22 protein-coding genes are annotated in these 25,179 nt (G+C 52.1%); 10 read left to right on the plus strand and 12 right to left on the minus strand.

What is annotated here, in order from left to right; genetic code table 11:
- The first annotated feature begins 53 nt into the window (after nucleotides 1–53).
- The 3 genes from ACQYWX_RS16160 to ACQYWX_RS16170 all read left to right on the plus strand — a co-directional run bounded on the left by ACQYWX_RS16160 (nucleotide 54) and on the right by ACQYWX_RS16170 (nucleotide 3,977).
- Nucleotides 54–1,043 (plus strand): ABC transporter ATP-binding protein, encoded by a 990-nt coding sequence (locus ACQYWX_RS16160; RefSeq protein WP_431685532.1) that lies wholly within the window; start codon nucleotides 54–56, stop codon nucleotides 1,041–1,043.
- Nucleotides 1,044–1,067: 24 nt separating this feature from the next.
- The gene (locus tag ACQYWX_RS16165; RefSeq protein ID WP_216739713.1) at nucleotides 1,068–2,063 is read left to right on the plus strand and encodes an ABC transporter ATP-binding protein; all 996 of its coding nucleotides are present in this window, start codon (nucleotides 1,068–1,070) and stop codon (nucleotides 2,061–2,063) included.
- 126 nt (nucleotides 2,064–2,189) lie between these two features.
- Nucleotides 2,190–3,977, plus strand: a complete 1,788-nt coding sequence (locus ACQYWX_RS16170; protein ID WP_431685533.1) for an aminopeptidase P family protein — start codon at nucleotides 2,190–2,192, stop codon at nucleotides 3,975–3,977.
- Between the two features lie 248 nt (nucleotides 3,978–4,225).
- Here ACQYWX_RS16170 and ACQYWX_RS16175 read toward each other — a convergent pair whose 3' ends face one another.
- Nucleotides 4,226–4,777 (minus strand): NAD(P)H-dependent oxidoreductase, encoded by a 552-nt coding sequence (locus tag ACQYWX_RS16175; protein WP_431685534.1) that lies wholly within the window; start codon nucleotides 4,775–4,777, stop codon nucleotides 4,226–4,228.
- A 122-nt stretch (nucleotides 4,778–4,899) separates the two neighbouring features.
- Between ACQYWX_RS16175 and ACQYWX_RS16180 the strand changes: the two genes are divergently transcribed.
- On the plus strand, nucleotides 4,900–5,793 hold the full coding sequence (locus tag ACQYWX_RS16180; RefSeq protein WP_431685535.1) for a LysR family transcriptional regulator: 894 nt from the start codon (nucleotides 4,900–4,902) through the stop codon (nucleotides 5,791–5,793).
- Between the two features lie 252 nt (nucleotides 5,794–6,045).
- Here the strand turns inward: ACQYWX_RS16180 and ACQYWX_RS16185 are convergent, their stop codons facing one another.
- The 3 genes from ACQYWX_RS16185 to ACQYWX_RS16195 all read right to left on the minus strand — a co-directional run bounded on the left by ACQYWX_RS16185 (nucleotide 6,046) and on the right by ACQYWX_RS16195 (nucleotide 8,548).
- Nucleotides 6,046–6,795, minus strand: coding sequence for a hypothetical protein (locus ACQYWX_RS16185; protein WP_431685536.1), 750 nt, complete (start codon nucleotides 6,793–6,795; stop codon nucleotides 6,046–6,048).
- Nucleotides 6,792–7,943, minus strand: coding sequence for a hypothetical protein (locus ACQYWX_RS16190; RefSeq protein ID WP_431685537.1), 1,152 nt, complete (start codon nucleotides 7,941–7,943; stop codon nucleotides 6,792–6,794). Before ACQYWX_RS16190 ends, ACQYWX_RS16185 begins: the two co-directional genes overlap by 4 nt.
- Before the next feature lie 371 nt (nucleotides 7,944–8,314).
- Entirely contained in the window at nucleotides 8,315–8,548 is a 234-nt protein-coding gene (locus ACQYWX_RS16195; RefSeq protein WP_216738082.1) for a UPF0175 family protein, read from the minus strand.
- Nucleotides 8,549–8,798: 250 nt separating this feature from the next.
- Between ACQYWX_RS16195 and lptF the strand changes: the two genes are divergently transcribed.
- Nucleotides 8,799–9,905: an LPS export ABC transporter permease LptF gene (lptF, locus tag ACQYWX_RS16200; protein WP_431685538.1), complete on the plus strand. Its 1,107-nt coding sequence runs from the start codon at nucleotides 8,799–8,801 to the stop codon at nucleotides 9,903–9,905.
- Nucleotides 9,906–9,963: 58 nt separating this feature from the next.
- Here lptF and ACQYWX_RS16205 read toward each other — a convergent pair whose 3' ends face one another.
- The 3 genes from ACQYWX_RS16205 to ACQYWX_RS16215 form a co-directional block, all read right to left on the minus strand.
- Entirely contained in the window at nucleotides 9,964–11,217 is a 1,254-nt protein-coding gene (locus tag ACQYWX_RS16205; protein ID WP_431685539.1) for an ATP-binding protein, read from the minus strand.
- 347 nt (nucleotides 11,218–11,564) lie between these two features.
- Nucleotides 11,565–13,649 (minus strand): extracellular solute-binding protein, encoded by a 2,085-nt coding sequence (locus tag ACQYWX_RS16210; RefSeq protein ID WP_431685540.1) that lies wholly within the window; start codon nucleotides 13,647–13,649, stop codon nucleotides 11,565–11,567.
- A 45-nt stretch (nucleotides 13,650–13,694) separates the two neighbouring features.
- On the minus strand, nucleotides 13,695–15,056 hold the full coding sequence (locus ACQYWX_RS16215) for an ABC transporter substrate-binding protein (RefSeq protein WP_431685541.1): 1,362 nt from the start codon (nucleotides 15,054–15,056) through the stop codon (nucleotides 13,695–13,697).
- A 597-nt stretch (nucleotides 15,057–15,653) separates the two neighbouring features.
- On the opposite strand from ACQYWX_RS16215, the gene ACQYWX_RS16220 reads away from it, so the two are divergent.
- The 3 genes from ACQYWX_RS16220 (at nucleotide 15,654) to ACQYWX_RS16230 (ending at nucleotide 17,936) form a co-directional block, all read left to right on the plus strand.
- Nucleotides 15,654–15,839, plus strand: a complete 186-nt coding sequence (locus ACQYWX_RS16220) for a hypothetical protein (RefSeq protein ID WP_216738087.1) — start codon at nucleotides 15,654–15,656, stop codon at nucleotides 15,837–15,839.
- A gap of 150 nt (nucleotides 15,840–15,989) precedes the next feature.
- Nucleotides 15,990–16,319, plus strand: coding sequence for a hypothetical protein (locus ACQYWX_RS16225; protein WP_431685542.1), 330 nt, complete (start codon nucleotides 15,990–15,992; stop codon nucleotides 16,317–16,319).
- 288 nt (nucleotides 16,320–16,607) lie between these two features.
- Nucleotides 16,608–17,936, plus strand: coding sequence for a right-handed parallel beta-helix repeat-containing protein (locus tag ACQYWX_RS16230; protein WP_431685543.1), 1,329 nt, complete (start codon nucleotides 16,608–16,610; stop codon nucleotides 17,934–17,936).
- Nucleotides 17,937–18,322: 386 nt separating this feature from the next.
- Here ACQYWX_RS16230 and ACQYWX_RS16235 read toward each other — a convergent pair whose 3' ends face one another.
- Nucleotides 18,323–19,996, minus strand: a complete 1,674-nt coding sequence (locus tag ACQYWX_RS16235) for a HEAT repeat domain-containing protein (RefSeq protein ID WP_431685544.1) — start codon at nucleotides 19,994–19,996, stop codon at nucleotides 18,323–18,325.
- Nucleotides 19,997–20,172: 176 nt separating this feature from the next.
- On the opposite strand from ACQYWX_RS16235, the gene ACQYWX_RS16240 reads away from it, so the two are divergent.
- Nucleotides 20,173–21,315 carry an alpha/beta hydrolase family protein gene (locus tag ACQYWX_RS16240; protein ID WP_431685545.1) on the plus strand — a complete coding sequence of 381 codons (1,143 nt, stop codon included), beginning with the start codon at nucleotides 20,173–20,175 and terminating at the stop codon, nucleotides 21,313–21,315.
- 9 nt (nucleotides 21,316–21,324) lie between these two features.
- On the opposite strand, the gene ACQYWX_RS16245 is transcribed toward ACQYWX_RS16240, so the two are convergent.
- From ACQYWX_RS16245 to ACQYWX_RS16260, 4 genes are all read right to left on the minus strand, one after another.
- Nucleotides 21,325–21,780: a hypothetical protein gene (locus ACQYWX_RS16245; RefSeq protein WP_431685546.1), complete on the minus strand. Its 456-nt coding sequence runs from the start codon at nucleotides 21,778–21,780 to the stop codon at nucleotides 21,325–21,327.
- Between the two features lie 382 nt (nucleotides 21,781–22,162).
- Complete coding sequence (locus ACQYWX_RS16250; RefSeq protein ID WP_431685547.1) at nucleotides 22,163–22,603, minus strand: hypothetical protein; 441 nt, start codon at nucleotides 22,601–22,603, stop codon at nucleotides 22,163–22,165.
- 1 nt (nucleotide 22,604) lies between these two features.
- Nucleotides 22,605–22,973, minus strand: coding sequence for a DUF3703 domain-containing protein (locus tag ACQYWX_RS16255; RefSeq protein WP_431685548.1), 369 nt, complete (start codon nucleotides 22,971–22,973; stop codon nucleotides 22,605–22,607).
- Between the two features lie 77 nt (nucleotides 22,974–23,050).
- Complete coding sequence (locus ACQYWX_RS16260) at nucleotides 23,051–23,365, minus strand: luciferase family protein (RefSeq protein WP_216738094.1); 315 nt, start codon at nucleotides 23,363–23,365, stop codon at nucleotides 23,051–23,053.
- 207 nt (nucleotides 23,366–23,572) lie between these two features.
- On the opposite strand from ACQYWX_RS16260, the gene ACQYWX_RS16265 reads away from it, so the two are divergent.
- Nucleotides 23,573–25,171, plus strand: a complete 1,599-nt coding sequence (locus tag ACQYWX_RS16265; RefSeq protein ID WP_431685549.1) for a putative bifunctional diguanylate cyclase/phosphodiesterase — start codon at nucleotides 23,573–23,575, stop codon at nucleotides 25,169–25,171.
- Nucleotides 25,172–25,179: the final 8 nt, after the last annotated feature.

The raw sequence follows: 25,179 nt of genomic DNA on the forward strand, positions 1-25,179 counted from the left end.
CCTCTCATGCATCTAATAAAAAAGCAATCAGCCAGCAAGCGCCAGGAGCTCTCATGACCATATTGTCCATCGAAAACATGAATGTTCGCTTCGAAACGCCGGACGGACTGGTGCAGGCGGTCAGCGATCTTTCCTTCACCGTGCGCGCCGGCGAAACCCTCGGCATTGTCGGGGAGTCAGGCTCCGGCAAAAGCCAGTCGGTGTTCGCCCTGATGGGACTCACCGCCGATAACGGCCGCGTGTCCGGCGTCGCCAATTTTCATGGCGAAAATCTGCTGGCCATGAGCAAACGACAACTCAACCGCATTCGCGCGGAGAAAATCGGCATGATCTTTCAGGACCCGATGACCTCTCTGCATCCATTCCTGAAGATCGACAAGCAGCTCACCGAAGTGCTGATGATTCATAAGGGCATGAGCAAAGCGGCGGCGCGGGCGGAATCCATCCGCATGCTGGACGCGGTGCGCATTCCCTCGCCGCAGGCGCGTATGGGCCAGTATCCTCACGAGCTGTCCGGCGGCATGCGGCAGCGCATCATGATCGCCATGGCGTTGCTGTGTCATCCAGAACTGTTGATCGCCGACGAGCCCACCACCGCCCTGGACGTGACCGTACAGGCGCAGATTCTGTCGCTATTGTGGGAGCTGCAGGGGGAATTCAATACCGCCATCCTGCTGATCACCCACGACATGGGCGTGGTCGCGGAAATGTGCGACCGGGTGCTGGTGATGTACGGCGGGCGCAAGATGGAAGAGGCGGACACGGAAACCCTGTTTGAGCGTCCGGCCCACCCTTACACCCAGGCCCTGCTGAAGGCGATTCCGTCGATCACCGAAGATATGCCGCGCCTGCCCACCATTCCCGGCAATCCGCCCAACGCGCTGATCAACAGCAAAGGCTGTCCGTTCCGGGAGCGCTGCGACTTGCAAAAGCCCACCTGCGAGACCGCCCTTCCGCCCCTGACGCGACTCGGCGCCACGCAACTGGCCGCCTGCCACGCACTGGCGCAGAACAAAACCACGCCCCTGGCGCGCACCGCCTGACGCCATCGACACAGGATCTGCTGGATGAACGCAAAAGAAGTCTTACTCTCCGCCCGAAACCTGGAAGTGCACTTTGCCATCGGCAAGCACATTCTGCCCAGCCGACGCCCGCGTCTGAAGGCGGTCAACGGCATTGACGTGGATGTCTATCGCGGCGAAACCCTGGGCATTGTGGGCGAATCCGGCTGCGGCAAGTCCACCCTGGCGCGCGCCCTGTTGCGGCTGATCGAGCCCACTCGGGGCGAGTTGCGCTGGAAAGGCGAAGACATGCGCGGTTTCGACAAAAAAGCTCTGGTGCGTCGTCGCCGTGAGTTCCAGATGGTGTTTCAGGACCCCACCGCCAGTCTCAATCCCCGTTTGACGGTATCGGAATGCATCGCCGAGCCTCTGTTGACCCATGAGCCGGGTCTGCAACGCCGGGAAATCGAGCGCCGGGTGATCGCCATGATGGACAAGGTTGGTCTGTCTGCGAGTCAGCGCAACCGCTATCCCCACGAGTTTTCCGGCGGCCAGTGTCAGCGCGTCGGCATCGCCCGCGCCCTGATTCTCAACCCGGATCTGGTGGTGTGCGATGAACCGGTCAGCGCGCTGGATGTGTCGATCCAGGCGCAGGTGATCAATCTGCTGGACGACCTTAAGCAGGAAATGGGACTGACCCTGGTGATGATCGCCCACGACCTGAGCGTGGTGCGTCATATCAGCGATAGAGTCATGGTCATGTATCTGGGCAAGCCTATGGAAGTGGGCCTGTATGACCGGGTTTTCGATCAGGCGCAGCACCCCTACACCAAGGCGCTGTTGTCCGCGGTCCCGATCGCCAATCCCAGACTGGCGCGGCAACGGGAGGTGCAGCTTTTGCCCGGCGATCTGCCCTCGCCGCTCAACCCGCCCAGCGGCTGCGTCTTTCGCACCAGATGCCCGGAGGCCACCGATCTCTGCGGGAGCCAGCCGCCCACTCAGAGCGGCTCTGACGAGCATCATATTTTCTGTTCCAACACCTTGTTATTGGCGGGCCAATGAGATCGCTCGCCAACATGCCGGCGCCGGGATGCGCTTATCGTGGGAGACAGCACCTGACACGCGCAGGGTCTGTCGTTTTCAGTTTTTCCGCCGATTTAATCGTCTGTCATTAGGAAGTTTTAAACTATGAACACGCCCTCAGTCACGCAACGACTCGAACACCTTCGCAAGGCGATGGACAAGCAGGCGTTCGCCGCCTATATCGTCACCAACAACGACCCGCATTCCAGTGAGTATTCGGCTGATCATTGGCTGACGCGGACCTGGATTTCTGGTTTCAACGGTTCGGCGGGCAATGTGGTCGTCACCGGCGATGGCGGCGGCCTGTGGACGGACGGTCGTTACTTTATTCAGGCGGAGGAGCAACTGGCGGGATCTGGCCTCAAGCTCTTCAAGGCCAGGCTGCCGGAGACGCCTACGATTCCCCAGTGGCTGGCCGCCACGCTGCCGGAAAACGCCCGCGTGGGCGTGGACGGTCGCTCGATCAGCCGCGCATTTTATCAGGAGCTGTTGGAAGCCTTCGCGCCCAAGTCGATTCAGTTGGTTCTGGATCAGGACCTGATCACGCCGCTCTGGTATGACCGCCCCGCCCGTCCCAAAGCGCCAGTGTTCAACCATGAGTTACGTTACGCCGGCGTGGACGCCCAGGAAAAAATGCAGCGCATTCGCGACTGGATGACGGAGCAACAGGTGGACGGTTTGCTGGTCTCCACGCTGGACGATGTGATGTGGGCGCTGAATATTCGCGGCGGCGATACGCCCTATTGCCCGATTTCCGAGTCCTATCTGCTGGTCACCGCGCAGCAAAGTCAGGTCTTCATCGATCGCGACAAATTGCCTGAAGCGGTGGAGTGCACCCTGGCGGAATATGGCGTGACGGCGCACAGCTATGAGCTTGTCGTCGAGGCGGTGAATCAATTGCCGGAAGGCTGCAAGCTGTCCATCAATCCCGCCAGCGCCAACAGCCTGTTGGTCAACCAGATCAAGCCTGAGATCACGCTGATGGAAACACCCTGCCCGGTCACCGACATGAAGGCGCAGAAGAATCCCACGGAAATGGAGAACTTCGAGCAGGCGCTGCGTCTGGACGGCGTGGCCATGGTGAATTTCATGTACTGGCTGCAGGTGCAGGTTCCCGGCGGCAAGGTCACCGAGTTGTCTGCGGAGAAGCAGTTGCGGGAGTATCGCCGCGCCACGTCCAGCTATATCAGCGACAGTTTCCGCACCATCGCCGGGTTTGGCCCTCACGCGGCGAAGATGCACTATTCCGCCGGCGCCGACAGCAACGCCACCGTGGATGAGAGCAACTTCTTCCTGGTGGATTCCGGCGGCCAATATCCGGGCGGCACTACCGACATCACCCGCACCTTTCATTTTGGAACGCCCACCGCGCAGCAATGCAAGGACTACACGCTAGTGCTCAAGGCGGTGATACGGCTGACGCAGACCGTGTTTCTGAAAGGGGCCACCGGCGCCAATCTGGATATCATGGCGCGGGGCATGCTGTGGCGTCATCGCATCGACTACAAGTGCGGCACCGGCCATGGCGTCGGTCTGTGTCTGAACGTGCATGAAGGCCCGCAAAATTTCTCGCAGAATCCCAAAGAAGTCGCCCTCAAACCTGGCATGGTCATCACCAATGAACCCGGCGTGTATCGCGAAGGCGAGTATGGCGTGCGCATCGAAAACATCATGAAAGTGGTGGAGCTGGAGGAAAACGAGTTTGGCGTCTTCTATGGATTCGAAACCATCACCCTGGCGCCCATCGCGGTCAACGCTCTGGATATGTCCATGCTCAGCACGGAGGAAACCGATTGGCTCAACGCCTATCACTGGCGCGTGTACGAAGCGCTCAGCCCCTATCTGGAAGCGGCGCAAACCGCCTGGTTGAGGAACGCCACCAAGCCGGTTTAACCGCGCAGATCAAACAAACACGCCGTTTTTAGCTTTACCCGTTTATCTGAAATTGACAGGGCCTGTTCATGTTCGGGCCCTGCCTCTCGCGGCGTATCGCCGCACCTGCGCATCCGTGCGCCCGGTTATTAACCTGTCAATGTTGGCGCCAGGTTAATAACAAGCAGTACAGGTAGTAGAAGTACAAGAAGGTCCATCCATGTATTGCCCGGCGTTCGCCGGGCTTTTTTTTGCGGGATTCGAAGCGCTTACTGCCCCCGCACAAACTCGGTCCGCCAGTTTTGGATATGGGTGAGATAACGCTGACAGGCGACATCCAGTTCCGCATCCGTCAGGTAGTCGGCCTGATACACCACAAACGGATCGCCCCAGGGCAGGCGGCAGCGATTGGCGGTCGCTTGCAGCGGTGTCAGCAGGGTTTCCATGGTGAAACGATTCTGCCCGCGAGGTTGATAAGCCGCCTCGGTATTGCCGGCGGTGGTGGCGATCATGATAGGCGCGCCTTCGAAGCGGCGCCCGGTGTTTTCGTAGTCCAGGTAGTACATGTGGGTCAGCACGAGGTCCTGCCAGCGCTGCAACAATGGCGGCGTGGAGTACCACTGAACAGGAAATTGCAGAATCAGACGCTCGCTTTGCAGCAGTCGGTCGATCTCAGTGGCGACATCAATGCGCTCATCCGGATACAGCCGATTCATATCCACCACTTCCAGGTTGTCGAGGGTTTGCGCCGCCGCCATCAGTGCAGCGTTGATGCGTGAAGGGCGATAGCGGGAGTGGAACATCAGCAGTGTGGTTTTCATCGTTGGCAGTCCTATTCAGTTGGTTTTCAGCGCGTTGCTGCGCTGTGTGTCGATAGGTGCTAGATTGCGCCACGGGCTTATATTAATCTAATCGATAGTTTATATATTTGATTATTCGTTTTATGAATTTACGCGGCGTCGATTTAAATCTGTTAGTGATTCTGGATGCGTTAATGGACGAGCGTCATGTCACGCGCGCAGCGAAGCGCCTGCACTTGTCGCAGCCAGCCACTTCCAGCGCCCTGGAACGCTGTCGCCACCTGTTTGGCGATCCTCTGCTGATTCGCGGTCGTGGCGAGATGCGCCTCAGCGCCAAAGCGGAATCCCTGCGCGAGCCCATCAAGGCCTTATTGACGCAGGCGGAGCGCGTGATTAATCAGGCTGATACGCCTCTGGCTGAACTGCGCCAGACCATACGCATCCTGATGGCGGACTTTCCCGTTTCCGCGCTGCTGGGGCCGTTACATCAACGCCTGCTGACCAGCGCCCCCAATCTGGATCTGATCGTGCAGCCCTGGCATGGCGCCAAGTCCGCCCTGGAGCAGCTCGCAAAAGGTGAAGCCGATCTGGCCGTATCGGTGTTCCCCAATGTCGGCGCCTCATTCCGCTGCGTTGAACTGTTGTATGAAGACTATTGCGTGCTGATGCGCAAAGACCATCCCGCCGCCCAGGACTTCAACCTGCAGCAATGGCTCGCCTATCCCCATGTCCTGGTCTCCGGCCGCGGCGACGCCGACAGCCCCGTCGACCAAACCCTGCAAGCCCACGGACTACGCCGCCGCGTCGCCCTCGTCGTCCCTTACTTCCAAATGGCCCCCGACCTCGTCGCCCAATCCGACTACATCGCCCTCCTCCCCATCCACTGCGTCCCCCAAGACACCACAAAATTCACCGTCTTCCCACCCCCCATACCAGTAGAAGGCTTCCCACTGCACCTGGCGTGGCATGTGAGACGCCAAGGGGATCAGGCGGTGAATCATGTGGCTGGGGTGATTCGGGAGGTTACTGGGGGGTGAATTGTGTAATTATCCCCCATACACTTAGGGAACCTCTGAAAAACTACCTGCGTTGCCATTGCGGCGTCAAAATTCGGCTCAAAATGCTCATTTATTCACGATAAACTGCGCTTTTTCGCCGACTTTTTCCTTGCACTGGCGGCCTCGCCGACGTTTTACAGAGGCTCCTTAGTTCCACAGAGCCTAACTCGTTATGTTTATTAAAAATATAAATATACCCATTAAATGTAGAAGCAAGAAAAGTTAAAACTTTTATACTTTAATGAGCTCAACCATAGACATGATACGTTTGGCATCTTCGTACATACGTTGATAACTCAACTTCTTATCACCGGCTTCTGACGTCATCCGAAAGTTAAATGTCAGATAATAATTATTGGTTAATGGGTAAGCCCAATAATAAGTAATACCAGTCCCCGGAATTCCTTCTCCGTCAATGCAATATTTCAACCACTGCACTCCATTGAGAGACAATCTTTCATATGTTTCAGGCAACTTTACGAGCAAAGGAGATAGTCCGTACCCATGAGGGTTTTCTTCACGCTTGTTACGTTTTTCCCAGTTGACTCCTACATTGCCATCATTGTTGCGCTCAGTTTCGTAGTACTCCCAATAGTCCCTTTTTAAATATGATTCAAGGCTATCAAGGCAACCCTCTTGAAGCGGGGTATGGTGCTCTACACGGTTTACGTCAATGTATAAGCACACACGGCTAAGTTGACCGAAATAGCCTTGTAGGAACGAGCCTTTATAGGCCCACCATTCAAATTCCATCCGTACGAATGTGCGATTGTATTCTTTTTCGCAACCATAAGAATTGAATATGTCGCTCCCCAGATTGACTTGTGCGGGTCTTGGTTTCTTGGGTCTGCCGATATCAATAGCGTTCCCCGGCAACTTATACCCTAGCCTGTAGTCACCTATACCGCACTCCTTTGCGGTCAGATTTGAAAAGTTCGGCCCTTTACCGGTTATAAGCGGCCTTACTAATTGCTTGATCATGATATGCCAAATTCCTTCATAGTAAGCTTCGCCAGCTTTTCCGCTCTCTTGTGATAACCGTTCATCTGTAAGTGGCGAATGGCTGACTCTCTACTGAGATAGGGTAATGTGTGTGGGCTGGCCTCAACAGGGCGCTTATCACCAAATACTAAATCCATGTTACTTAAACTACGCCAAAACGAACGAGGAGATAGGTCATTGAATCCCGCAAGGTTCGGCACCAAGTCGTTGGGATGATCCCGTTTAATCTCATCTATGATCATACCCGCTTTCATAAAGGCATTCTCTGCACGTGTCTTTTCATTTCCACCCGCATGTATAGATACCCTTTGCCCTTTCAGGCTAATGCCACGCATATTTACTAGTTCTACAGCGCGAGTCAGAATAATGCCGCCCTGACTGTGAGCGGTCCACTTCCGCGTTATGCCTTTCTGCTGAGTCTCTATCATCGTAACCGCCAAGAATTCAGCCACTTTTGTGGTTGAAACTTTGTCCTGAATGCACTCGAAAAAGTCGAAAACCGCGCCTCGGGTTGGGTTATACACTAACGTATAAGATTTCGCGTAGTCTTCCCAGTAAGCTGTGTCCACATGAACACCCATTAACCATCTGGCTTTGCCCAGGTCATTTGACATTCCATTAACGGCGACATGTTCTGTGTTAATTGTTCTAACTAGCTGAGGCTCACCCCATGCTCTTTCTAGTTCAGGGATGCTATCGGGGCCTAACTCTTCATGCCAGCGAACACCAGAAGTACGCTGTACCTCGAACAACCCCATTTGCTGCATTTTCTTTGGCGTCTCAAGATTTGTAGCGCCTCGCTCCAACCTCATCCGGTTAATAACTATCATTTCTGGGTTCACGTTGTACATGAAGCTGATTCCACCCGGACACCTCTTTTCACGCATGAACATAGGCTCTTTCTTGAACCCTTTACTATTCCATCCATAGCCACCGTCACTGGTCAGTTTGAGCGCCTCATTGTAAACCTTCGTTCTATCATACATGTTCAGAGTGCGCATGAAGGTATCGGCTTCTTTGGTGATCATCAATTTCTTGCCAGCCTTCTTTTGTTTTAGATTCCATGAAGGCAGAGGGTTTTCCAAGTCGATAAGCTGGTGTTGGGCGGGGAGATTGCTTTCTTGCATGGAGCTTTCCTTAGTTGAGTAGAAAAGCAAGAATGCTAGCAATATTCACCACCATGCCAATTACCCGCTTGACCGAGGCCGATTGACTGATAGGGCAAACCCTAAGTTAGTTCAGTAGGAGGGCTTCGCCAATTGAGTATCAGAATCCGTGGCGCCATGCTCCCAATCTCTCAACGCAGTTTTGGGCATCCATTCAGAAAGCGGGTATTCACATTAAAGACATTCAATCTAAGTTCAATAAAATCAAACACATAAACACTAAGAACTTATAATGATTGATAACTGCGGCGCGTTTAAATGCTGTTATTAACCCGAACAACACTTCCCGCTATATCTGGCGCGGCGCGAACGTTCTTTGAGTTTGTACAACATCACAAATCATTACGTTCAATATCCTCAAGAAAGTCACTGACATCGTAGTTCACACTAAAACCCTTTTTGGCCAGTAGGCCGTGAAATTCGAACTCGGAAATTCCCGCGACTTTTCCAGCTAATGCGCCGTGAATGCCACGGTCTTTGTACAAGGCGATTGCCAGTAGTTCCAGCGCTTCTTTCTCTGTGAGTTGCAGCTTTTGGGCTATTTCGTCATCTATTTCGATTTTCACGTTTCATCCTTCACGAGTTTCTGAAAGTTGGCCGGCATGGATACGTTAAGGCGGATAAGGAAGTGTTTAAGCTGAGCATCTTAGCATCTGCCCAGCCGCGTCCCCATCAGCCTTTTGCTCCTCTGTACTCCACCCTTGATATTTAATTGATATCTCCTTGATTTTTGCTTGGTCCCTGCTTTTCTACAATTCCTTAAAAGGCTTATCAAACAAGGCGGTTTGGCTATACGAGGGGGTTGGAGGCGGTCGGATGTGGGTGTTGTTTCGTTATCTTAATCGTCAGATCCTGACGTCGCTTTTTGGATTGACGTTTCTGCTGCTGTTTGTGTTCACCAGTACGCGTTTCGCTCAGTACCTGACTGAGGCGGCGACGGGGCAGATTTCTGCGGATGTGCTGGCGCCGATCATGGCTTATCGTCTTCCCGGTTTTCTGCAGTTGATATTGCCGTTGGCGCTTTTCCTGTCGATTTTGCTGAGCTACGGGCGCATGTATCTGGATGCGGAGATGACCGCTATATTCGCCAGCGGGGTGAGCAAGTCCAGGCTTGTCGCCGTGACCATGGGGTCAGGGTTTGCAATCGCCCTGATAGTGGGGTCGATGAGCCTTTATCTGAACCCGCTCGGGCGGCAACAGACGGAACGGATTTTACTGGAGCAAGCCAAGCGCTCCCGCTTTGAACTCGTTACTCCCGGACGTTTTCAACGTTTCTCCGAGGGAGAGGATGGCCGGGTGTCTTATGTGGAGTCGCTCAGCAACGATGACCGCGAGATGCGCAACGTTTTTATGGCGGAAACCGACAAGGAGAAAGGACAAACCGCAGTGCTGACCGGCGAGTCCGGGCATTTGTTTTATGACGCCTCCACAGGTAACCGCTTTCTGGTGATCAATAACGGGGCTCGCTATGTGGGAACGCCAGGACAGGCGGATTATCGCTCGGTCACGTTCGATACCTACGGCATCCGGCTTGATGAGCCGAACCTGGAGCGCGAAGCCTTCGACGAGACCATCCCCACCGCCACGCTATGGCGGAGCGATTCGCCCAAAGCGTCGGCGCTGCTGCAATGGCGTCTGTCGCTGCCGATGCTCGCGCCTATCGTCGCCCTGCTGGCGGTGTCCTTGAGCCGAGTGAACCCCAGACAGGGACGCTTCCACCGCCTCCTTACGGCATTGCTGGTGTACGTCAGTTATCTGGGATTACTGATCTACTGCAAAAAGGCCGTCGCGAAGCAGTCACTGCCGGAGTGGCTTGGCCTATGGTCCGTGCATGTCGCCTATTTTTGCTTCGGACTGCTGCTGTTGTACGGACAGGAGATCCGCTTGCGGCTGCAGCCGCGAAGCTCAACGCCGTCGGTTTGAATGCGAGCGGCACGCGTCGTCGACATCTTCTGATTCAACGTCGATTTGAAACCTCTGCTTACGCATAAATCACGCTAATGGTCGATCCTGCGTCTGAGTGATTCTCCGCGGTCAACCGCCAGCCAAGACGACTGCACATGATGGAGACGATATACAGCCCGAAGCCGTTCAAGCCAGAGCGATAGTGGGTGAGTTCGCGACCGTTGGACAGCGCGTCGAGCAGCTCCGGCGCCAGCCCTGAACCCGCGTCCGTCACCGCTATTTTTTCAGGTGTGATGTGGATGACGATGTTGTCGTCGGTGTGCTGCAAGGCGTTCTGCACAATATTGCGGATGATCATCTTGGCCATGACGCTATTGGTGGAAAGCGTGACTTTCCGGGTGATTTCCAGATCCACGCGGGTATAGACGGGATAGTCTTCATACAAGTCCTCCAGCACCTCTTCCACCAGTCCGGGAATGGACACGACCTGTCGACCCTCCCCTTCCTCGGACTTTTGCGCCATCATCAACAGCACCTTAACGTTGCGCTCCATTTCCTTATTGGCCTGACGAATGCGCATCAAGGTGGCGGCGTCTTTCTCCTGCAATTGCGCCCGCCTTTCCAGCACATCAAGCGCGCCGGTGATGACGGCTATCGGGGTGCGCAGTTCATGACTAGCCAGGTTCACGAACGCCTGCTCCCGCTTGATAAAGGTTTCCAGTTCATTCAGGAATTGATTGAAGACATCGGCGATCGCCTGTAGTTCGCAGTCTGAATATTGGGTCTGCAGACGCGGCATATTTTCTTTCACCGCCGTGCCTTTGATGCTTCTGGCCAAGTCCCGCAGCGGACGGATGATGCGACGACTGCTGACTTGCGACAGAATCAGACTGCCGCCCAGGGTCAGCAAGCTGACCAGCAATAAAACGCCGTCGAATATCATCTCCCTCGCTTCCAGTCGGGAGATATCCTTAGCGATATAGAACTTGCCGGCGGACTCGCCGCCAATATTCACCAGATAGGTATGATCGTTCTTTTCCACTTCCCCCATATACGGAAAGCCCAGGCCGTCAAAGATGCTGGGCAGCGCGACGCTGTCGCTGTAATTGGCGGGCACAAACACAATATCGATATCCCCCGCTTCCCATGCGTAAGGGCTTTCTAAACCATAGTGGCTGGCGACAAACTCCTTCTCTTCAGAAAAGTTTCGGTCCAGCGTCGCTTTCTCCAGCTCCTCGTTTAACAGCAACACGATAGCGACCATCACACTGATGGTGTAAAAGCTCATTAATATGTAGGTTTTTCTGATCCTGTTCGCGATAGATGTCATACCGGTTTATTTAAAAATCCTGATTCCATTTCCAACGTACAAATTCATTTTTATATCGGCACAAGCACGAGCAACACCCCCGGCGGGGAGACAAATGCATAAGTCGCGACAATAAAGACGCCTCACGCCGCGCCTGCAATGCCGGCGATCATATTGCTGACGCTCCCGAAGACAGTGTCCGTCGACAACCATCATCGAGCGCTGTGTGACAGGGGTTCGTTCACGATAGGACTGCGATCCGATTTTTTTTCCTTACATACTAATCAGGGTCGCAACAATGGATTATCAAAATTACGTCAAGAAAATATCAATTTGGGGAATTGGAGGTTTGAATGTCTTCGGGTTTCTTAGTTTCTTGTTTCCTTCAAGTAACCCGAGTTGATCATCTGATGTTTAATGAGCGCCTGGGACTGCTTCAGGGCTTCGTCGACGCTCATTTTGTTTTCCAGCACATTGGCGAAGTTGAGGCTGATTTGCGCGCCAAATGAGGAGAACTCGTTGATGCTGACGTATTGCGCGCCGGTGTATGGAACCGGGAGTGCGGAGACATTGCTGGCGTCCGAACGCTCAATGGCGTTCAGCACCAGATCAGAGAACGGCGCCGCCTGATGGTAGGCCGGGTTTTCATAGGTGGAGCGGCGGGTTCCCGGCGGAACCGCCACCCAGCCTTTGGTTTTCGCTACGAGGTCAATGTATTCCTTCGAAGTGGCCCAGGTGATAAATTTCTTCGCCGCCGCTTTGTGTTTGGACGCGGCGGGAATCGCCAGCGACCAGGCCCACAGCCAGCTTTGATCCACCTTGCCTCTCGGCGCGGGCGCAAACCCTGTTTTATCGCTCACCTGGGAGAACTCTGGATTATAGAGAAAACTCGCCGCTACGGTGGCGTCGATCCAGACGGCGCAATGGCCTTGCGCGAACAAATCCAGGCTTTCCCGATATCCCAGACTGGTGGGGTTCGGCGGGCCTTGAGTGGTAATCAGATCCACATAATAATCCAGGGTCTGACGCCACTCTTTTGAATCCAGTTGCGGCGCCCAGTTCATATCAAACCAGCGCGCGCCAAAGGCATGCGACAGAGAAGATAACAGCGCTACGTTTTCTCCCCACCCAGGCTTCCCTCTCAGACATAGCCCGTAAACCTGATTTTCAGGATCATGCAGAGTTCGCGCAATCAGCTCAATATTCGCGAAAGTTGGGTGCTCGGGCATCTCCAGTCCGGCTTTTTTCAGCAGATCCTTGCGGTAATAGGTCATGATGCTCTCGCCATAAAACGGCAGCGCATAGAGCTGATCTTTGTAGGCAAGCGATTGCCTGACCGTTGGTAAGATGTCATCAAGACGATAGGCCGTCGGCAGCGGATCGAGAGGAGATATCCACCCATTGCCCGCCCATAGGGGGATTTCATAGATGCCGATGGTCATCACATCAAACTGGCCGTCGGAAATGGCGAGATCGCCCAGCAGACGCCGTCGTAAAGTGCTTTCGTTGATGATTCGCCAGTCGAGTTCGATATCCGGATTTTGCGCTTCAAACGCCTTCGCCAGCCCCTGCATGATCACCATGTCGGGATTATTCACGGTGCCGATAACCAGTCTGATTTTGTCATCGCCGCGATCCACATTGGGCAGCAGGCCGTATTCAAAGCGCAGCCGGTCCAGCGTCCCATCCTCGCGCATTTTTCTGAGGCCTTGATTGAACGCAGTCACCCACTTGTCAGCGGACGCGCGATTGTTTGCAAAGGCGATATGAAACTGTTTGTCGGCGAGGGGCGGATAGACAAAATCCAGCTTCCCGATGTAGTGCGGCCGGTAACCGACGATCAGATCCGCCGCCGTGAACTTATCGATCAGCACGAACTGGATGCGGTTGATCGCCAGCTTGTCGATGTTTTGCAGTTCGCTGGTGACTTCCTCGATTTGAATGCCGGGAATGTTGCGCAACTCCTGCAACGTAGATTCGCCCCGGACTTGCCCGATAACGCCGCCGGACAAGCCGCTTAGCGCCTGCATTAAATTCACGGAGGGCGGCACGGAATACTGAAAGTAATTGTCCTTGCGTTTCAGAATCCCGATGGAGTCTCCCGGGAAAGGGTCGCTCAGCCGAAACTCCTGCTGCGAAAAGGCGCCCGCATAAACCGGCACAATGCCATCGACCTTGCCGCGCTGCGCCATCGCATTGGCTCTCGCCCAGGGATGAAACGAGATATGAACGGTCACGCCAGAGCGCTTGAACGCCTCCGTCACCACCTCATGGGCATAGCCGTTCTTCCATAGATTCACGCCAATGTAGGGCTCTTTCTCCCCGCTCACCAGCTCGACCACCGGCTCCGCTCCCTGCGTCGACATCCAGCCGCAAAGAAGCAGGCATAAACAGCGCTTTATTACCCTATGCAAGGCCATAGCTGATTCCTCCGGCGTCGCGTCTAACGACATTGCCCAACATTCCTTATTACTCCCTATCCACTACGCCATTTTTCATCAATACGCGTCAACGCCTTTCTGACGCAACCTTTCCGCAATATTGTGCGACGCCTGCACGAACTCAGACATATGAGACAATTCCTGCTCCAGATTAATCGGCTTGCCAGTGAGTTTTCGCTCCAGCAGGACGGACAGCTTTTTACCGATGAAGTCGCCAATCTGCTGGAATTCCTCCATCTGGATAAACTGAATGCCCCGGTATGGCGCGGGCTGAATGCTGGGGCGTTCGAAATCCGCGCTTTTGATGGCCTTCAGCGTAATATCCGCAAAGCTGGCGTACTCGCGGTACGACGGGTTTTCATACAAAGCGTGGCGGGCGCCCGGCGGCGTCTGCGAGATACCGAAATTACTTTCCACCAGACGATGATAGTCATCCGAGGTCGCCCAGCTCACGAAACGCCAGGCCGCGTCTTTGTGGAGAGAACCTTTCGGCACGGCGAAACCCCATGACCACAGCCAGTTGGTTCCCCTGTCGGTGACCTGCGAAGGCGCGGCGGCGTAACCCACCTGAGCGTAGAAGGACGCCTGGGCGATGGCGCCGCCAGCGGCGGTGGAATCCACCCAGATGTCACATTGGCCCGCGACAAAGGCCTGCAGATTTTCGGAATAGCCGTTGTTCCAGGAAGACGCCAGACCGTACTCCGCCATCATCGATAAGTAGAACTCGATGGTCTGATTCCAGGCCGGCTCCGCCAGCGCCGAACGCCAATTTTCATCGAACCAGCGACCGCCAAAACCGTTCAACATGGTCGCCAGGATAACGACGTTCTCCCCCCACCCCGGTTTGCCGCGTAGACACAATCGCCCATGCTCCCCTTGCGACTTCTGCCGCAACTGCGCCAGGGTTGACTCAATACCGCGCCAAGTCGGCTGCGGCGGCATCTGCAGGCCATAGCGACTCAGTACATCCTTGCGGTAATAGGTTATGGAACTTTCACCATAATACGGCAAGGCGTAATACTCGCCGTCGTAGCGAAACCCTTCGATAATCTCGGGAATCCACTTCTTCATTTCGCCATCGGTTTGATAGGCCGCCGGCAACGGCGACAAACGCCCTTTGCTTCCCCATATGGGCGCTTCAAACAAGCCCAGGGTGTAGACATCGTACTGGGCGCGTTTTTGTTTACTGTCGCTGGCCTGCATACGTCGCAACACGGACTCATCCACGATTTTCCAGCTAATTTGAATGTCCTGATTCTGCTCTTCGAAATGGTGCGACAGCGTCTTCATGTTCAACATATCCGCATTGTCGACGGTGGCGACGACAATCTCGACCGCCTGACTTGGAACGCTTGCGAACAGCGTCGCCAGACTCAACATCAACAAGGTTACAAACGAATAGTTACTGCGATGCTTCATGGCGTTTCTCTCTGGTTAAAGCAGTTCCTCGCCGCTGCGGCGACTGACTTCCACAGCGACGCGACCTTTCTGCAGGCGACAAGAAGCCCTGGCCCAAAAACGCGACAGCTTTGGGCGGGTTAACTTGTCAGATAGAAGATTCAGGTATCAGGAAAACAGGGAGCGTCGTCAGTTCGGTTTTTGACGTCGCAAAGTTTGGCCCATTGCTATTACAACAAAGGGAAACGGGCTTATCCGTGATGATGACAGGGACTGAACGCCAAGATGGAAACTGAAGACAAAGAAAACGTCTGTTTTGACTTTCATGACAGCGCCTTTGTTGTAGTTATTCTGTTAACAACCAGCCTGCCCCTTACATCAAGCGCCGATACTGACGCTCGCGGGAGAGCCTGAGAGTGTAATCATTAGACAACGGACGCCTATCTGGCTCAAATACTAACCAAGGGAATTACCTGTACATTTTTGTGCATTGTTTTTATCTGTTTTCCGGGTTGAGTCGCAGAAAAACCAAACCGGTTAATTCACGCTACACTAACTGTGCAGAAAGATTTTCCTTATCAACCCGACACAACAAATCGGCATTCCAGCGGCCCCCTTATGAAAGCAATCGGCATCATCAGCATCCTACTGGCGCTCCTCTACGTCGCTTACCTGTCCGTCGAACACAGCGAAGAAGCGGAGCGCCAGAAAGAGAAAGCCGAACAGCAGATCGATCAAGCCCAGAAGCAGATTGAAGAAGCCATGGAGAAGAACCGGGAGCGATTGGAGCAAGGGGCGCAGTAAGCCAACTGATCCTGGTCTCAGCATACCCAGACTAGCTAGACAGCCCTCTGTTTCCCTAATTACTCCGTGTCCCCTCGGCAAACGTGTGTGAGTGCTGTATAAACCCTGGCAGCCTAACCTCAACAGTTTTAACCCTTGTTGAGGATACTCATGAACGAGGAAGCCACTCCCTCCGAACCACCACTAACACTAGAGTCTGTGAAAGCCAAGTTTAATGCTTGGCGGCAACGACCAGGTACACGACGGCCATTTCCTAAAACCTTTTGGCGGGATGTCATTGCACTACAGGAACAATATAAACTCTCCAAAATTTTAACAACACTAAAAATCAGTCGTGCTCAGTTAAAAAGTAAAGAACGACAATTGGCAGGTAAAGCGAAGCCTGTTAAAAAAGCGAAGGCTCCAGCGAATGAATTCATTGTGGTTGATGTTGATATGTACAGCAAGTGCCGCTACCTGAGGTCACCGAACTCAATCTAGCCGAGGGTTTATCTATCGAAATAACACGTCCCGATGGTACAGTATTGAAGGTGAGTCAATTATCTGCCCAAGCCGTTGAGACATTAATTACTCAGTTTATTGCCTAATATTATTATGCTACAACTGACACCACTGTATGAGATTTAAACCACATCTAATTACAAAGATACTTATCTTTTACAAACTATCTAAAAAATGATGAAAAATGGAAGCGTATTGCGTAGATTGTTATTGAGCACAAGCTAATTAGCTTGCTTATATTATTATTTATTTCAACCAGGGTTTCACATGAAAAAAACTATCTTTATTTTGTCTTTTCTGAACAGTCTTTATTCTGTTCATGCAGTTGGGGAAGAGGTAATTTGCTATGCATATTCTCAGCAATCACTAAGTAATTGTGTTGCAAGTGTTCTTGAGGGGTCGGTTGAGAAAATTGAAATTGCTCAAGATATATACTGCGATGTGTCTGACCAAGAATGTACTTATAGACTTAACGACTTGAATTCTAATTCTAGGGAAATTGAAATATATGGCGCTCATGCAGATGTGACGATTTACAGAAACCCATCTGTTAATCTATTTAAAATTGAAAACTCTTCAAATATAACAATAAGAGATTTAAATATCGTTGACCGAGAGAAAAGGAGTCACGACTACCAAAGCTGCTCATATACTGCAACTGAATCTACACCAATATCAATTGGGATGGATATTTCTGGTGGATATGGACTATCTAGTAACATAACTCTAAAAAATTTACATATAGATACCAGGGAACCTCGTATTATTGATATAGATCGTGCTGATAATGTAAATATTTCAAACTCTTCATTTACTGGTAGTGGTCATTTTGGTATATGGATGTCAAATCAGCACCTTAAAAGTAGAATCAGGATATTCGACAATACCTTCTCTGATATTGGAACAAATGCGATTCTAACCGCAAATGTAGATAAAGCATGGATTAATGGAAATACTTTACATAATAACCATGATGACAATCCATTTTGCATGCCGGACGGAAAACATACAGGAGGCGGTCAGTTACTCATAGAGCAAGGAACAAGGGATCTTACTTTACAAAGCAATAAGATCTATGACGGTGGAAATTCTGCAGTAAGTGGTATTGAGTTTGCCAATGGATCTGTTGCCAGCATTACAAATGTCACCATATATGCTAATCATATTTACAACAACCCAGCTGGTGGTATTGTTTTTAACTCAGCAGTTTATGAAAATGGCATTCAAAAGGTTGTTATTAAAGATAATGCTCTCTATAACAATTTATCACCTCAAATTAAAATTGAAGGTCATATAGATGTAGATGTGTACGATAACTACTATACTCAGGACCTGTCGTCATCGCCCAGGGCCAACTTTAAAGGCACACCAAAAACATGCAAATTAAATGGTAATTCTATATGCTCCATCCCTGTAAAGTGGTCAACATATAATGCTAGTGACGTTAATGTAATAGTTGAGGATAAGGTATTCTCTTCAAACCCTTCTGGTAAACAAACAGCTCCCTGGATTGGAAGAGCCGGTGCTTCTTTTGAAATTATCAAAGAGGACAGTAGCAAAGAACTAATAGCTAGAATTTATGTGGAAGGTGAGTGAGTCCACGTAGTGTCTTTAGTCTGATAGTGCAACCTGTATTTGAGAGCCGCTTTAGCGGCTCTTTTCTTCAAACCGCCTCCTTCTGCTGCTCCAAAATCCTACCAGCTGCATATTCTGTGCAGGCTGTGACCCACATGACACTAGAGTGATGCACTGTGAAGTCATCTTCAGGCCAGCCTATTTTTTCAGGAATATCATTTTCGCTCATCAATCTAAAAAGCTCTGTGTCCCCTCTGCAAACGTGCAAAATGCAAAAAATTTAATTCTGCGCACGCCCACTAAGGAGACACATTACTCCAAAATCAAGTTACACCAGTCGGCGGTTGAACTCCCCTCGCCCAGTTCCTTGGCGAGGAAGAGATCAGGGAATTTTCTTCTTAGCCTGTTTATAACCTGGACGCATTCAGTGAAGAAACATATTTCTCTATAGCGTCGAGTATCTTTATGGATTTAACCGTTTTCGCCTTGTCGATAAGGGAAATAAGGTTGTGCAGGATTTCCTGATTTGGCTTAACGAACCAATAAGATTGATAGTGAAGTTCGAACCATTCTCTTAGCGCACTTTCTGGCAGATCGGACTCAGGATTCTTTAGATGGACATTTAGAAGAATGACCAGATAGTCCCATTTGCTTTTCTTCCTGGCTATCTTGACGATACGTCTAAGCCGCCCAGTTTCATTGCTCCTCCACAACAAGCTAACAAGATCCTGGGCGCTGTAGTTTTCATCCGCCGCCAAAATCTCACTCGCTATGCGCGCCTCTGATTCTGAGCCGGCAATCATCTTGTCTTCAAACCAGGCGGGAGGCATGCAACCAAGGTTCCCCGCCGCCCTGACGACGGCGCTGCGAACTCGCGGATCATTTGAGCTTTCGAAGTGGCTCACGTGCGCCCAATCGCCAGCATTGCCGACTTCAGACAAACCTAGTATTGCCGAAACGAGTTTTCTGGGGTTATCAGATTGCAGATGATTTATGTAGAAATCCGCGAAATTAACGGCTGACAAACGCTGAAGATAATACTTGCAGGTATTTCGGATGCCTTTGCTTTGATGGAGCAGGTTGGCGAGCAGGAGCGGTTCGGCATCATTTGGAAAAGCCTCCACAACTGCGTACAACGCCCTTTTACATATTAAAGGCTGTCGATCCGCGGCTAAGGTTTCCAGAAGCGCATATTGAGACTGTGGACTCTCCAGTCTGTGAATGAGATTAAACGACTTGCCCCGGATCACCACGTCTTTGCTGGCTGTCGAGATCTGTAGCAATGCGCCTGGATCGTATGAAAATTCCGTTAATACCTTGAAGGCCAACCGCGCCAGTTTGTAATCCGCGTTTTTGACGGCTGTGGCCAGCGCCTCGTGTCCTTTATCTGAATCAAGGCGGTCTTTCACCGCGCGTTGGATAGCGCTCAAATCACGTCGTGTCTTGTTGGTGAGCTGATCCACGAGGTGCAAATACTGGATGAGCTGACTTTCCTGAAGCCGCGGAAGATTTACGGCAGTGACGTCAAACGCAATCTGGCTGACCTGTGACACCCAGTCGTTGGCTCGCACAAAGGAGACTCTTATCGCAGTCTCCATGTCCACCGACGCCAGTCGCTCAAGCGCCTGCATACGGACATAACCGTTATTGTGACAACAGAAAAGCGTGAGCGCTGTGACGAGGAGTCTTCCCTCAAAGGGGAGATTATCTACCGTTGATACGGTTGCCTGGAACCAGTTTTCCAGCCAGCTTTTACAATCAGGGTCGTAATAAACCGAGCGAATGCTTTGATCCAGCCAATGCAGGTTTAGACTGTCATGGCCGTCCAGAATGCGGGCCATTTGCTCAAGCGCCATAGTGCTTATTGTGATATCGGGATGCGCCACGAATGGCGCCAGTGCAGCTATAGCTCCAGGGCTCTCCAGTTGACTAAACAGGGCCGAATTGATTTCAGCGGGCGGTGTGTTATTCCCGGTGAAGAATGTTCTCAGCTTCCTTTTTGGTTGGGTTGGTTGAGTTGGTTGGGCTGCGGCGTAGATCTGGTGGACTATCGTTCTCTCGGCGGGCGTCAGGTTTCTCATGTATAGCTAATCTCTGCGAAGTGAGCATTACACCCTACGTAATGCTACCAGCCGTTTTTTGGCCAGTCGGCCAGACTAAGGGAAGTTCATTCGCCAGGTCAATCTCTTATTCATATCACCAGATCGACCACTTTCCAGCTCCATCTTAAGACGGTCTTAATGCCCAGTGGCGTTTAATGCCGTTTACTGAACCAGATATCGATCACCTCACCCACACTCAGCAACAAAAGAACGATCGGGGCATAACGTTGAAAAAGTTCTCTCTGCTAACCAGTGTTCTCATGTTTTTAACCGCATGCGCCGATTCTCTTGGCTGGTTATCCAGACCACAAGATCCTAAAGACAGGAACTATCGAGTTGAGCAGGTGCGATTTCAGGGCGGCGACGCGGATGTCACGCTTGCGGGGGAGTTAACCATGCCTCTAGGGCAAGGGCCGTTCCCGGCGATTATATTGATTACAGGCTCAGGCCCTCAGGATCGCAATGAGGCGATCGCCGGCCATAAGCCCTTTCTGGTTTTGTCGGATTACCTTACCCGCAATGGATTCGCGGTGCTTCGTTATGATGACAGAGGCGTTGGCGAAAGCACCGGCGCCTTCTCAAGTGAGAACAGGTGGAAGCCCACCCTATCGGATTTTGCACAAGACGCCGCCGCTGCCTACCGGTTCATGCAGAACATCCCTGCAATCGACGTGCAGAAGATCGGTTTTCTTGGTCATTCGGAAGGCGGCTATATCGCTTCTGCGGCCGCGGAGTTTGTTCCCGCCGCATTCATGATTTTTCTCGCCGCACCCGCCCTTCCCCTTCTTCCCGATGTGATGGCCACGCAAGTAGTAGATATCGCGCGCTCGCAGGGTAAATCTCAACAGGACATAGAACGGGAGCAGGCTTTATGCAGGGACCTTACGGAGATACTGAGAACAAGCCCTTCCGTAGCGGATGCAAGAAACCAAATAGAGAAACGCTTGCAGTCCCATGGTCTCACGCGAGCGGAAATAAAAGCCAACATGGAAGTATGGGGTTCGGATTGGGGACGTCATTACGCAAGTTACGACCCGCTTCCTGCATTCAGGCGCTTTAAAAACCCCGTTCTGGCGCTGTTTGGCGGCAGCGACTTGCAAGTATCAGCGGCTGAAAATGCGCCCATCATGAAGTCTGTCCTGACTAATCCTGAATCTGAAGTGCTCGTATTAGACAAGCTCAATCACTTGTTTCAACCTTCGGAAACAGGACGAATAGAAGACTACATATTGATCGATACAACGATTGATCCCAGGGCGTTGAATGCGATCAGCGAATGGCTTTCTGGAATCTTGTAAGCATGGTTTTTAACTTAACTTTTTGATCTCGTTGATATCAGTTGACTCCAGTACTAACAGCGCCTCGCTATATCCTTCGATATCGTCGGACAACCACTCTTCTCCAACGCGGTCAACATGAAACCTGACAGTGCCGCCATCGTCGTCAATGCCCACGATAGTCTTCAGGTTGTATCTTTCAATATCCGCTTTCAAGCTACTTACAACAAATAGCGAATATGCCAGGAAATCTTTGTCCACGTAGTCATCAATATGAAAACTATTAACGAAGCACTCGAATCCAGTCTTATCAGGAAAATAACCGGGGCTGGTGTTGCTTCTCCTCTTAGCAAAATACGCAAGGAGAACGCCGTCGTTAGTTTCCACAAAACGCTTAGCGACTATATCGTCGAGAGTCTGGGGTGGGTTTATCCTAGCTTCCCCTAGCCCATCAAAAAGGGCCCTCATCCTCTTATTTAATTTCATAGCTGACAACCTTACATTTCGGCTCGTTCAAGGAAGGAGCATAAGTATCTTTCAGGGAGAAGGTCCAATAGTCCACCACTTCTCACTTACTTCTGCTACTTCTCCGTCTTCATATTCGTCTTCCCACGACACAAGCACGCCTCTTTGATCATAGCCATCAGGTATCTGGACATTAAATAACGTCCCTGGAGACTCATTGTCAGACCGGAGTGATTCGTCGGTGTAGAAAAAAGTCCGATAATATTCTTCGTCAAAAAAAGCCGTTCCAGTGCGCGCAATCGTCACTTCAATCCTCGGATTTTCTCGTCAGGCCGATGTATTGAAAGTTTTCTTATAGAGGTTAAGTCCTATCGCTTGCCGCTTAGACAAAATCATCGTTTTACTAAATACAGGCCCACACCACGAACCTGACCTGTTCCGGCTGATAACGGCCGCTGTCGATCAGCGCTTCAATCAACTTAATAACAGGTCCCCACTGAGTCCCGGCGAGGCGCCCGTATTCCTCAGCGAATGCTGGCCTCAGTAGTTCCGAGTAATACAAATGTGTGTAGCCAAAGTGTTCGTTAGCGCAGCCTTTCTCTTCATCTTCAAACGTTTTGATGTCCTGAATATCTCTGAGGGTTTGATAGCTGGGGTTCGCGGGCAGCCCTCTTTCTATTGCAATGGGACAGTCGTCTTTCCAACCATTTCCGATGCCGAAAAGTAAAACAGACCCTCTGTCACACACGTCGATTAACGGCGAGAGGTTCAGGAGTCCAGACCAGTGCTCACTACTGTCCGCGCTATGGGTAACTTCCACCCAACCATCGATATCAATACCCATGTCAGTCTCCCAGATCTTTGTCAGACTTGTTCTCCATACCCTCCCCACGCAACACCTCCTCCAACTCCTTCCGCACCGGCATGGGCGTAAACGCGTTGACGTTGGCGCCGCCGGTGTTGCCGATGGGGAGGCGGCCGGTCAGGTGGCCGAGTGGGGTTAGGAGCAGGCGCCATAGTTGGCCGAGGATTTCGCGTTGGTCTCGTTTCGCCCACCCTACCCGCAGCATCCAGAGGTGGACGTGAAAGTGCCAGCCCAGGCGGCGTTGTCCCAGAACGTGGGCGTTTTCCAGATGTGCAAACGCGACGTCGAGACGGCCCTGGCGCCAGTTATCCCGCGCGGCGTTCATTTCTGCGGAGAAGGCTTGTCGCAACGTCGTCGTCATAAGCCTGAAACCTATTGCGTCATAAGGGGTTTACACGCATAGGATAGGTCTCTGAAGTAAAAATTTCATAATTCGCTGACGGCCAGCTTCACTAATCTGGCCACTTCGTTTACTTCGTCCTGGGTATGAAACCTGAGCTCGATCCATTGCGAATTCAGCGATCTTTTGGGATGAACGGTCGAGTCTTGCGGATGCATGAGTTTTTCTTTTTTGATGTGCTTTTTCGTCAGTTTCAGATCCAGCTCATGATCGTGATGAAAATGCGCGAATTCTTTGCCGTTGTAGTGCAGCGCCGAGCCGCCCGCCACCGGCGAGGGCTGATCTTTTACGCCTGATATTTTTTCAACCTCTTCTATCAATATCTCTCTCAGCGAACGCATCTCATTGAATCCTTTTTAACTTCCAGTACATAACAATCTATTTGTGCGACTTTGAATAATCAACAACCGCCTCATCTAGTTCCAGAAAGGCTACGCCAGCCACTGGCGCGGGACTCCCGCCGTGCTAGACTTTACCGTTACACGGCAGTTTCTTCCGTTCTTCTCTCCGGGTATATCCATTGTTCGAAGTAGAGAGCGCTGCGACTAATGATCAAGCCTCGAAAGGAGTTGTCAAAGACCAACACGTCTGAACGTCTGCGCCATTCCGCCCGCGTCGATCTGGGGATAAGCGTCGCGATAGTCACCGGGTTGACCGCCATGACCAGCGTCTTTCAGATTGATCTCCTCGAAGGCCTTTATGAATACTCCCGCGCCCACGAGGACTGGGAACTGGATGAAATCATCATTGCGCTGGGCTGGGTCGGGATCGTCGCCGTGGTGTATGGCGTACGCCGCCTGCTCGATATCAGAACCCTGAACCACGAAATCGCTTCTCACGCCTACTACGACATAGTGACCGGCCTGCCCAATCGCGTGCTCGCCGTCGACAGGCTCAATCAAATGCTCGCCAGCGCCCAGCGTCGTGATTCGCAGGTGGCGGTGCTGTTTCTGGATTTCGATAATTTCAAAGCCATCAACGATAATCACGGTCACGCCAAAGGCGACATGTTGATCAAAAGCGTTGGCGAGCGTCTGGCGCTGCAAGTTCGCCAGGGCGACACTGTGGCGCGTCTGGGCGGCGATGAGTTTCTGATCTTGATTGACCTCGATATCTCAGATAGAGATATCCTCCCCACCGTATCGCGCATCGTCAAAACGCAGAAACAGCCTCACCTGCTGGGAGGCATTGAGGTCACTGTCGGCTTCAGCGTCGGCGTGGCGCTGTTCCCTAAGGACGCCAATACGCCGGAGAGTCTGTTGAAAGCGGCGGATATGGCCATGTACCAGTCCAAAAGCGACGGCAAGGGGCAAGTGCAGTTTTACTGCGACGACATCGGCATCCGCCTCTCCGAACGGTATAAGTTGGAAAAAGGTCTGAAACACGCAATCCAGAAGAAGGAGCTCTACCTCGTCTATCAGCCGCAAATCGATCTGCGGCAGCGGCGAGTGATCGGATATGAAGCCCTCTGTCGCTGGCGTCATCAAGGTGATCATATTCCCCCGGATATCTTTATCAAAATAGCGGAAGAAACCGGATTCATTCATGAGCTGGGACGCTGGGTCATGCAAACGGCGCTGGCGGAAAGCAAAGCCTGGACCGCCAGAAAGGACGCGGTGATCGCCGTCAACGTTTCCGCCCGCCAGCTTCAGCGGGACGACTTTGTCGACGAGGTGCGCCAGATTTTGGAGGAAGCGCAAATCCCCCCACAGCGTCTGGAGCTGGAAATCACAGAGACCGTCGCCTCCTCTGAGCATTCGTCCAATCGCAGGAAACTGCAGGAGCTGCACTATTTGGGCGTCAAAATTTCTCTGGATGACTTCGGCACGGGTTACTCTTCGCTGGTGAGATTGCGCGAACTTCAGGTCAACCAGCTCAAGATCGACCGCAGCTTTGTGTCCGGCACGGACGACCTGGACGTCAACAGGCAGATCATCAAGGCGATTATTTCCCTTGCGGAAAGCCTGGACCTGGCCGTCATCGCAGAGGGCGTGGAAACGGCCGAACAAATGGAGATGTTGCAGCAATTCGGTTGTGACTATGTGCAAGGCTATTTCTTTAGTCGCCCGGTGCGCGCAGAAGAAATAAGCGACACCACGCGCACGATCGAATATACCTCAGCCAGCGGCGCCAAAGTGGAAAAGTAACGCGGTTA

The sequence above is a fragment of the Hahella sp. NBU794 genome, from assembly GCF_050749805.1.
Taxonomy (GTDB): domain Bacteria; phylum Pseudomonadota; class Gammaproteobacteria; order Pseudomonadales; family Oleiphilaceae; genus Hahella.

Bases quoted from the DNA above. Each gene is read 5' to 3' on its own strand.
- ACQYWX_RS16240 (WP_431685545.1), top strand. From the start codon at position 20,173: ATGCCGTTTACTGAACCAGATATCGATCACCTCACCCACACTCAGCAA.
- ACQYWX_RS16175 (WP_431685534.1), bottom strand. From the start codon at position 4,777: ATGAAAACCACACTGCTGATGTTCCACTCCCGCTATCGCCCTTCACGC.
- ACQYWX_RS16220 (WP_216738087.1), top strand. From the start codon at position 15,654: ATGAAAGCAATCGGCATCATCAGCATCCTACTGGCGCTCCTCTACGTC.
- ACQYWX_RS16185 (WP_431685536.1), bottom strand. From the start codon at position 6,795: ATGATCAAGCAATTAGTAAGGCCGCTTATAACCGGTAAAGGGCCGAAC.
- ACQYWX_RS16260 (WP_216738094.1), bottom strand. From the start codon at position 23,365: ATGCGTTCGCTGAGAGAGATATTGATAGAAGAGGTTGAAAAAATATCA.
- ACQYWX_RS16190 (WP_431685537.1), bottom strand. From the start codon at position 7,943: ATGCAAGAAAGCAATCTCCCCGCCCAACACCAGCTTATCGACTTGGAA.
- ACQYWX_RS16180 (WP_431685535.1), top strand. From the start codon at position 4,900: ATGAATTTACGCGGCGTCGATTTAAATCTGTTAGTGATTCTGGATGCG.
- ACQYWX_RS16165 (WP_216739713.1), top strand. From the start codon at position 1,068: ATGAACGCAAAAGAAGTCTTACTCTCCGCCCGAAACCTGGAAGTGCAC.
- ACQYWX_RS16245 (WP_431685546.1), bottom strand. From the start codon at position 21,780: ATGAAATTAAATAAGAGGATGAGGGCCCTTTTTGATGGGCTAGGGGAA.
- ACQYWX_RS16265 (WP_431685549.1), top strand. From the start codon at position 23,573: ATGATCAAGCCTCGAAAGGAGTTGTCAAAGACCAACACGTCTGAACGT.
- ACQYWX_RS16235 (WP_431685544.1), bottom strand. From the start codon at position 19,996: ATGAGAAACCTGACGCCCGCCGAGAGAACGATAGTCCACCAGATCTAC.
- ACQYWX_RS16225 (WP_431685542.1), top strand. From the start codon at position 15,990: ATGAACGAGGAAGCCACTCCCTCCGAACCACCACTAACACTAGAGTCT.
- ACQYWX_RS16210 (WP_431685540.1), bottom strand. From the start codon at position 13,649: ATGTCGTTAGACGCGACGCCGGAGGAATCAGCTATGGCCTTGCATAGG.
- ACQYWX_RS16215 (WP_431685541.1), bottom strand. From the start codon at position 15,056: ATGAAGCATCGCAGTAACTATTCGTTTGTAACCTTGTTGATGTTGAGT.
- ACQYWX_RS16205 (WP_431685539.1), bottom strand. From the start codon at position 11,217: ATGACATCTATCGCGAACAGGATCAGAAAAACCTACATATTAATGAGC.
- ACQYWX_RS16170 (WP_431685533.1), top strand. From the start codon at position 2,190: ATGAACACGCCCTCAGTCACGCAACGACTCGAACACCTTCGCAAGGCG.
- ACQYWX_RS16230 (WP_431685543.1), top strand. From the start codon at position 16,608: ATGAAAAAAACTATCTTTATTTTGTCTTTTCTGAACAGTCTTTATTCT.
- ACQYWX_RS16250 (WP_431685547.1), bottom strand. From the start codon at position 22,603: ATGGGTATTGATATCGATGGTTGGGTGGAAGTTACCCATAGCGCGGAC.
- lptF (WP_431685538.1), top strand. From the start codon at position 8,799: ATGTGGGTGTTGTTTCGTTATCTTAATCGTCAGATCCTGACGTCGCTT.
- ACQYWX_RS16160 (WP_431685532.1), top strand. From the start codon at position 54: ATGACCATATTGTCCATCGAAAACATGAATGTTCGCTTCGAAACGCCG.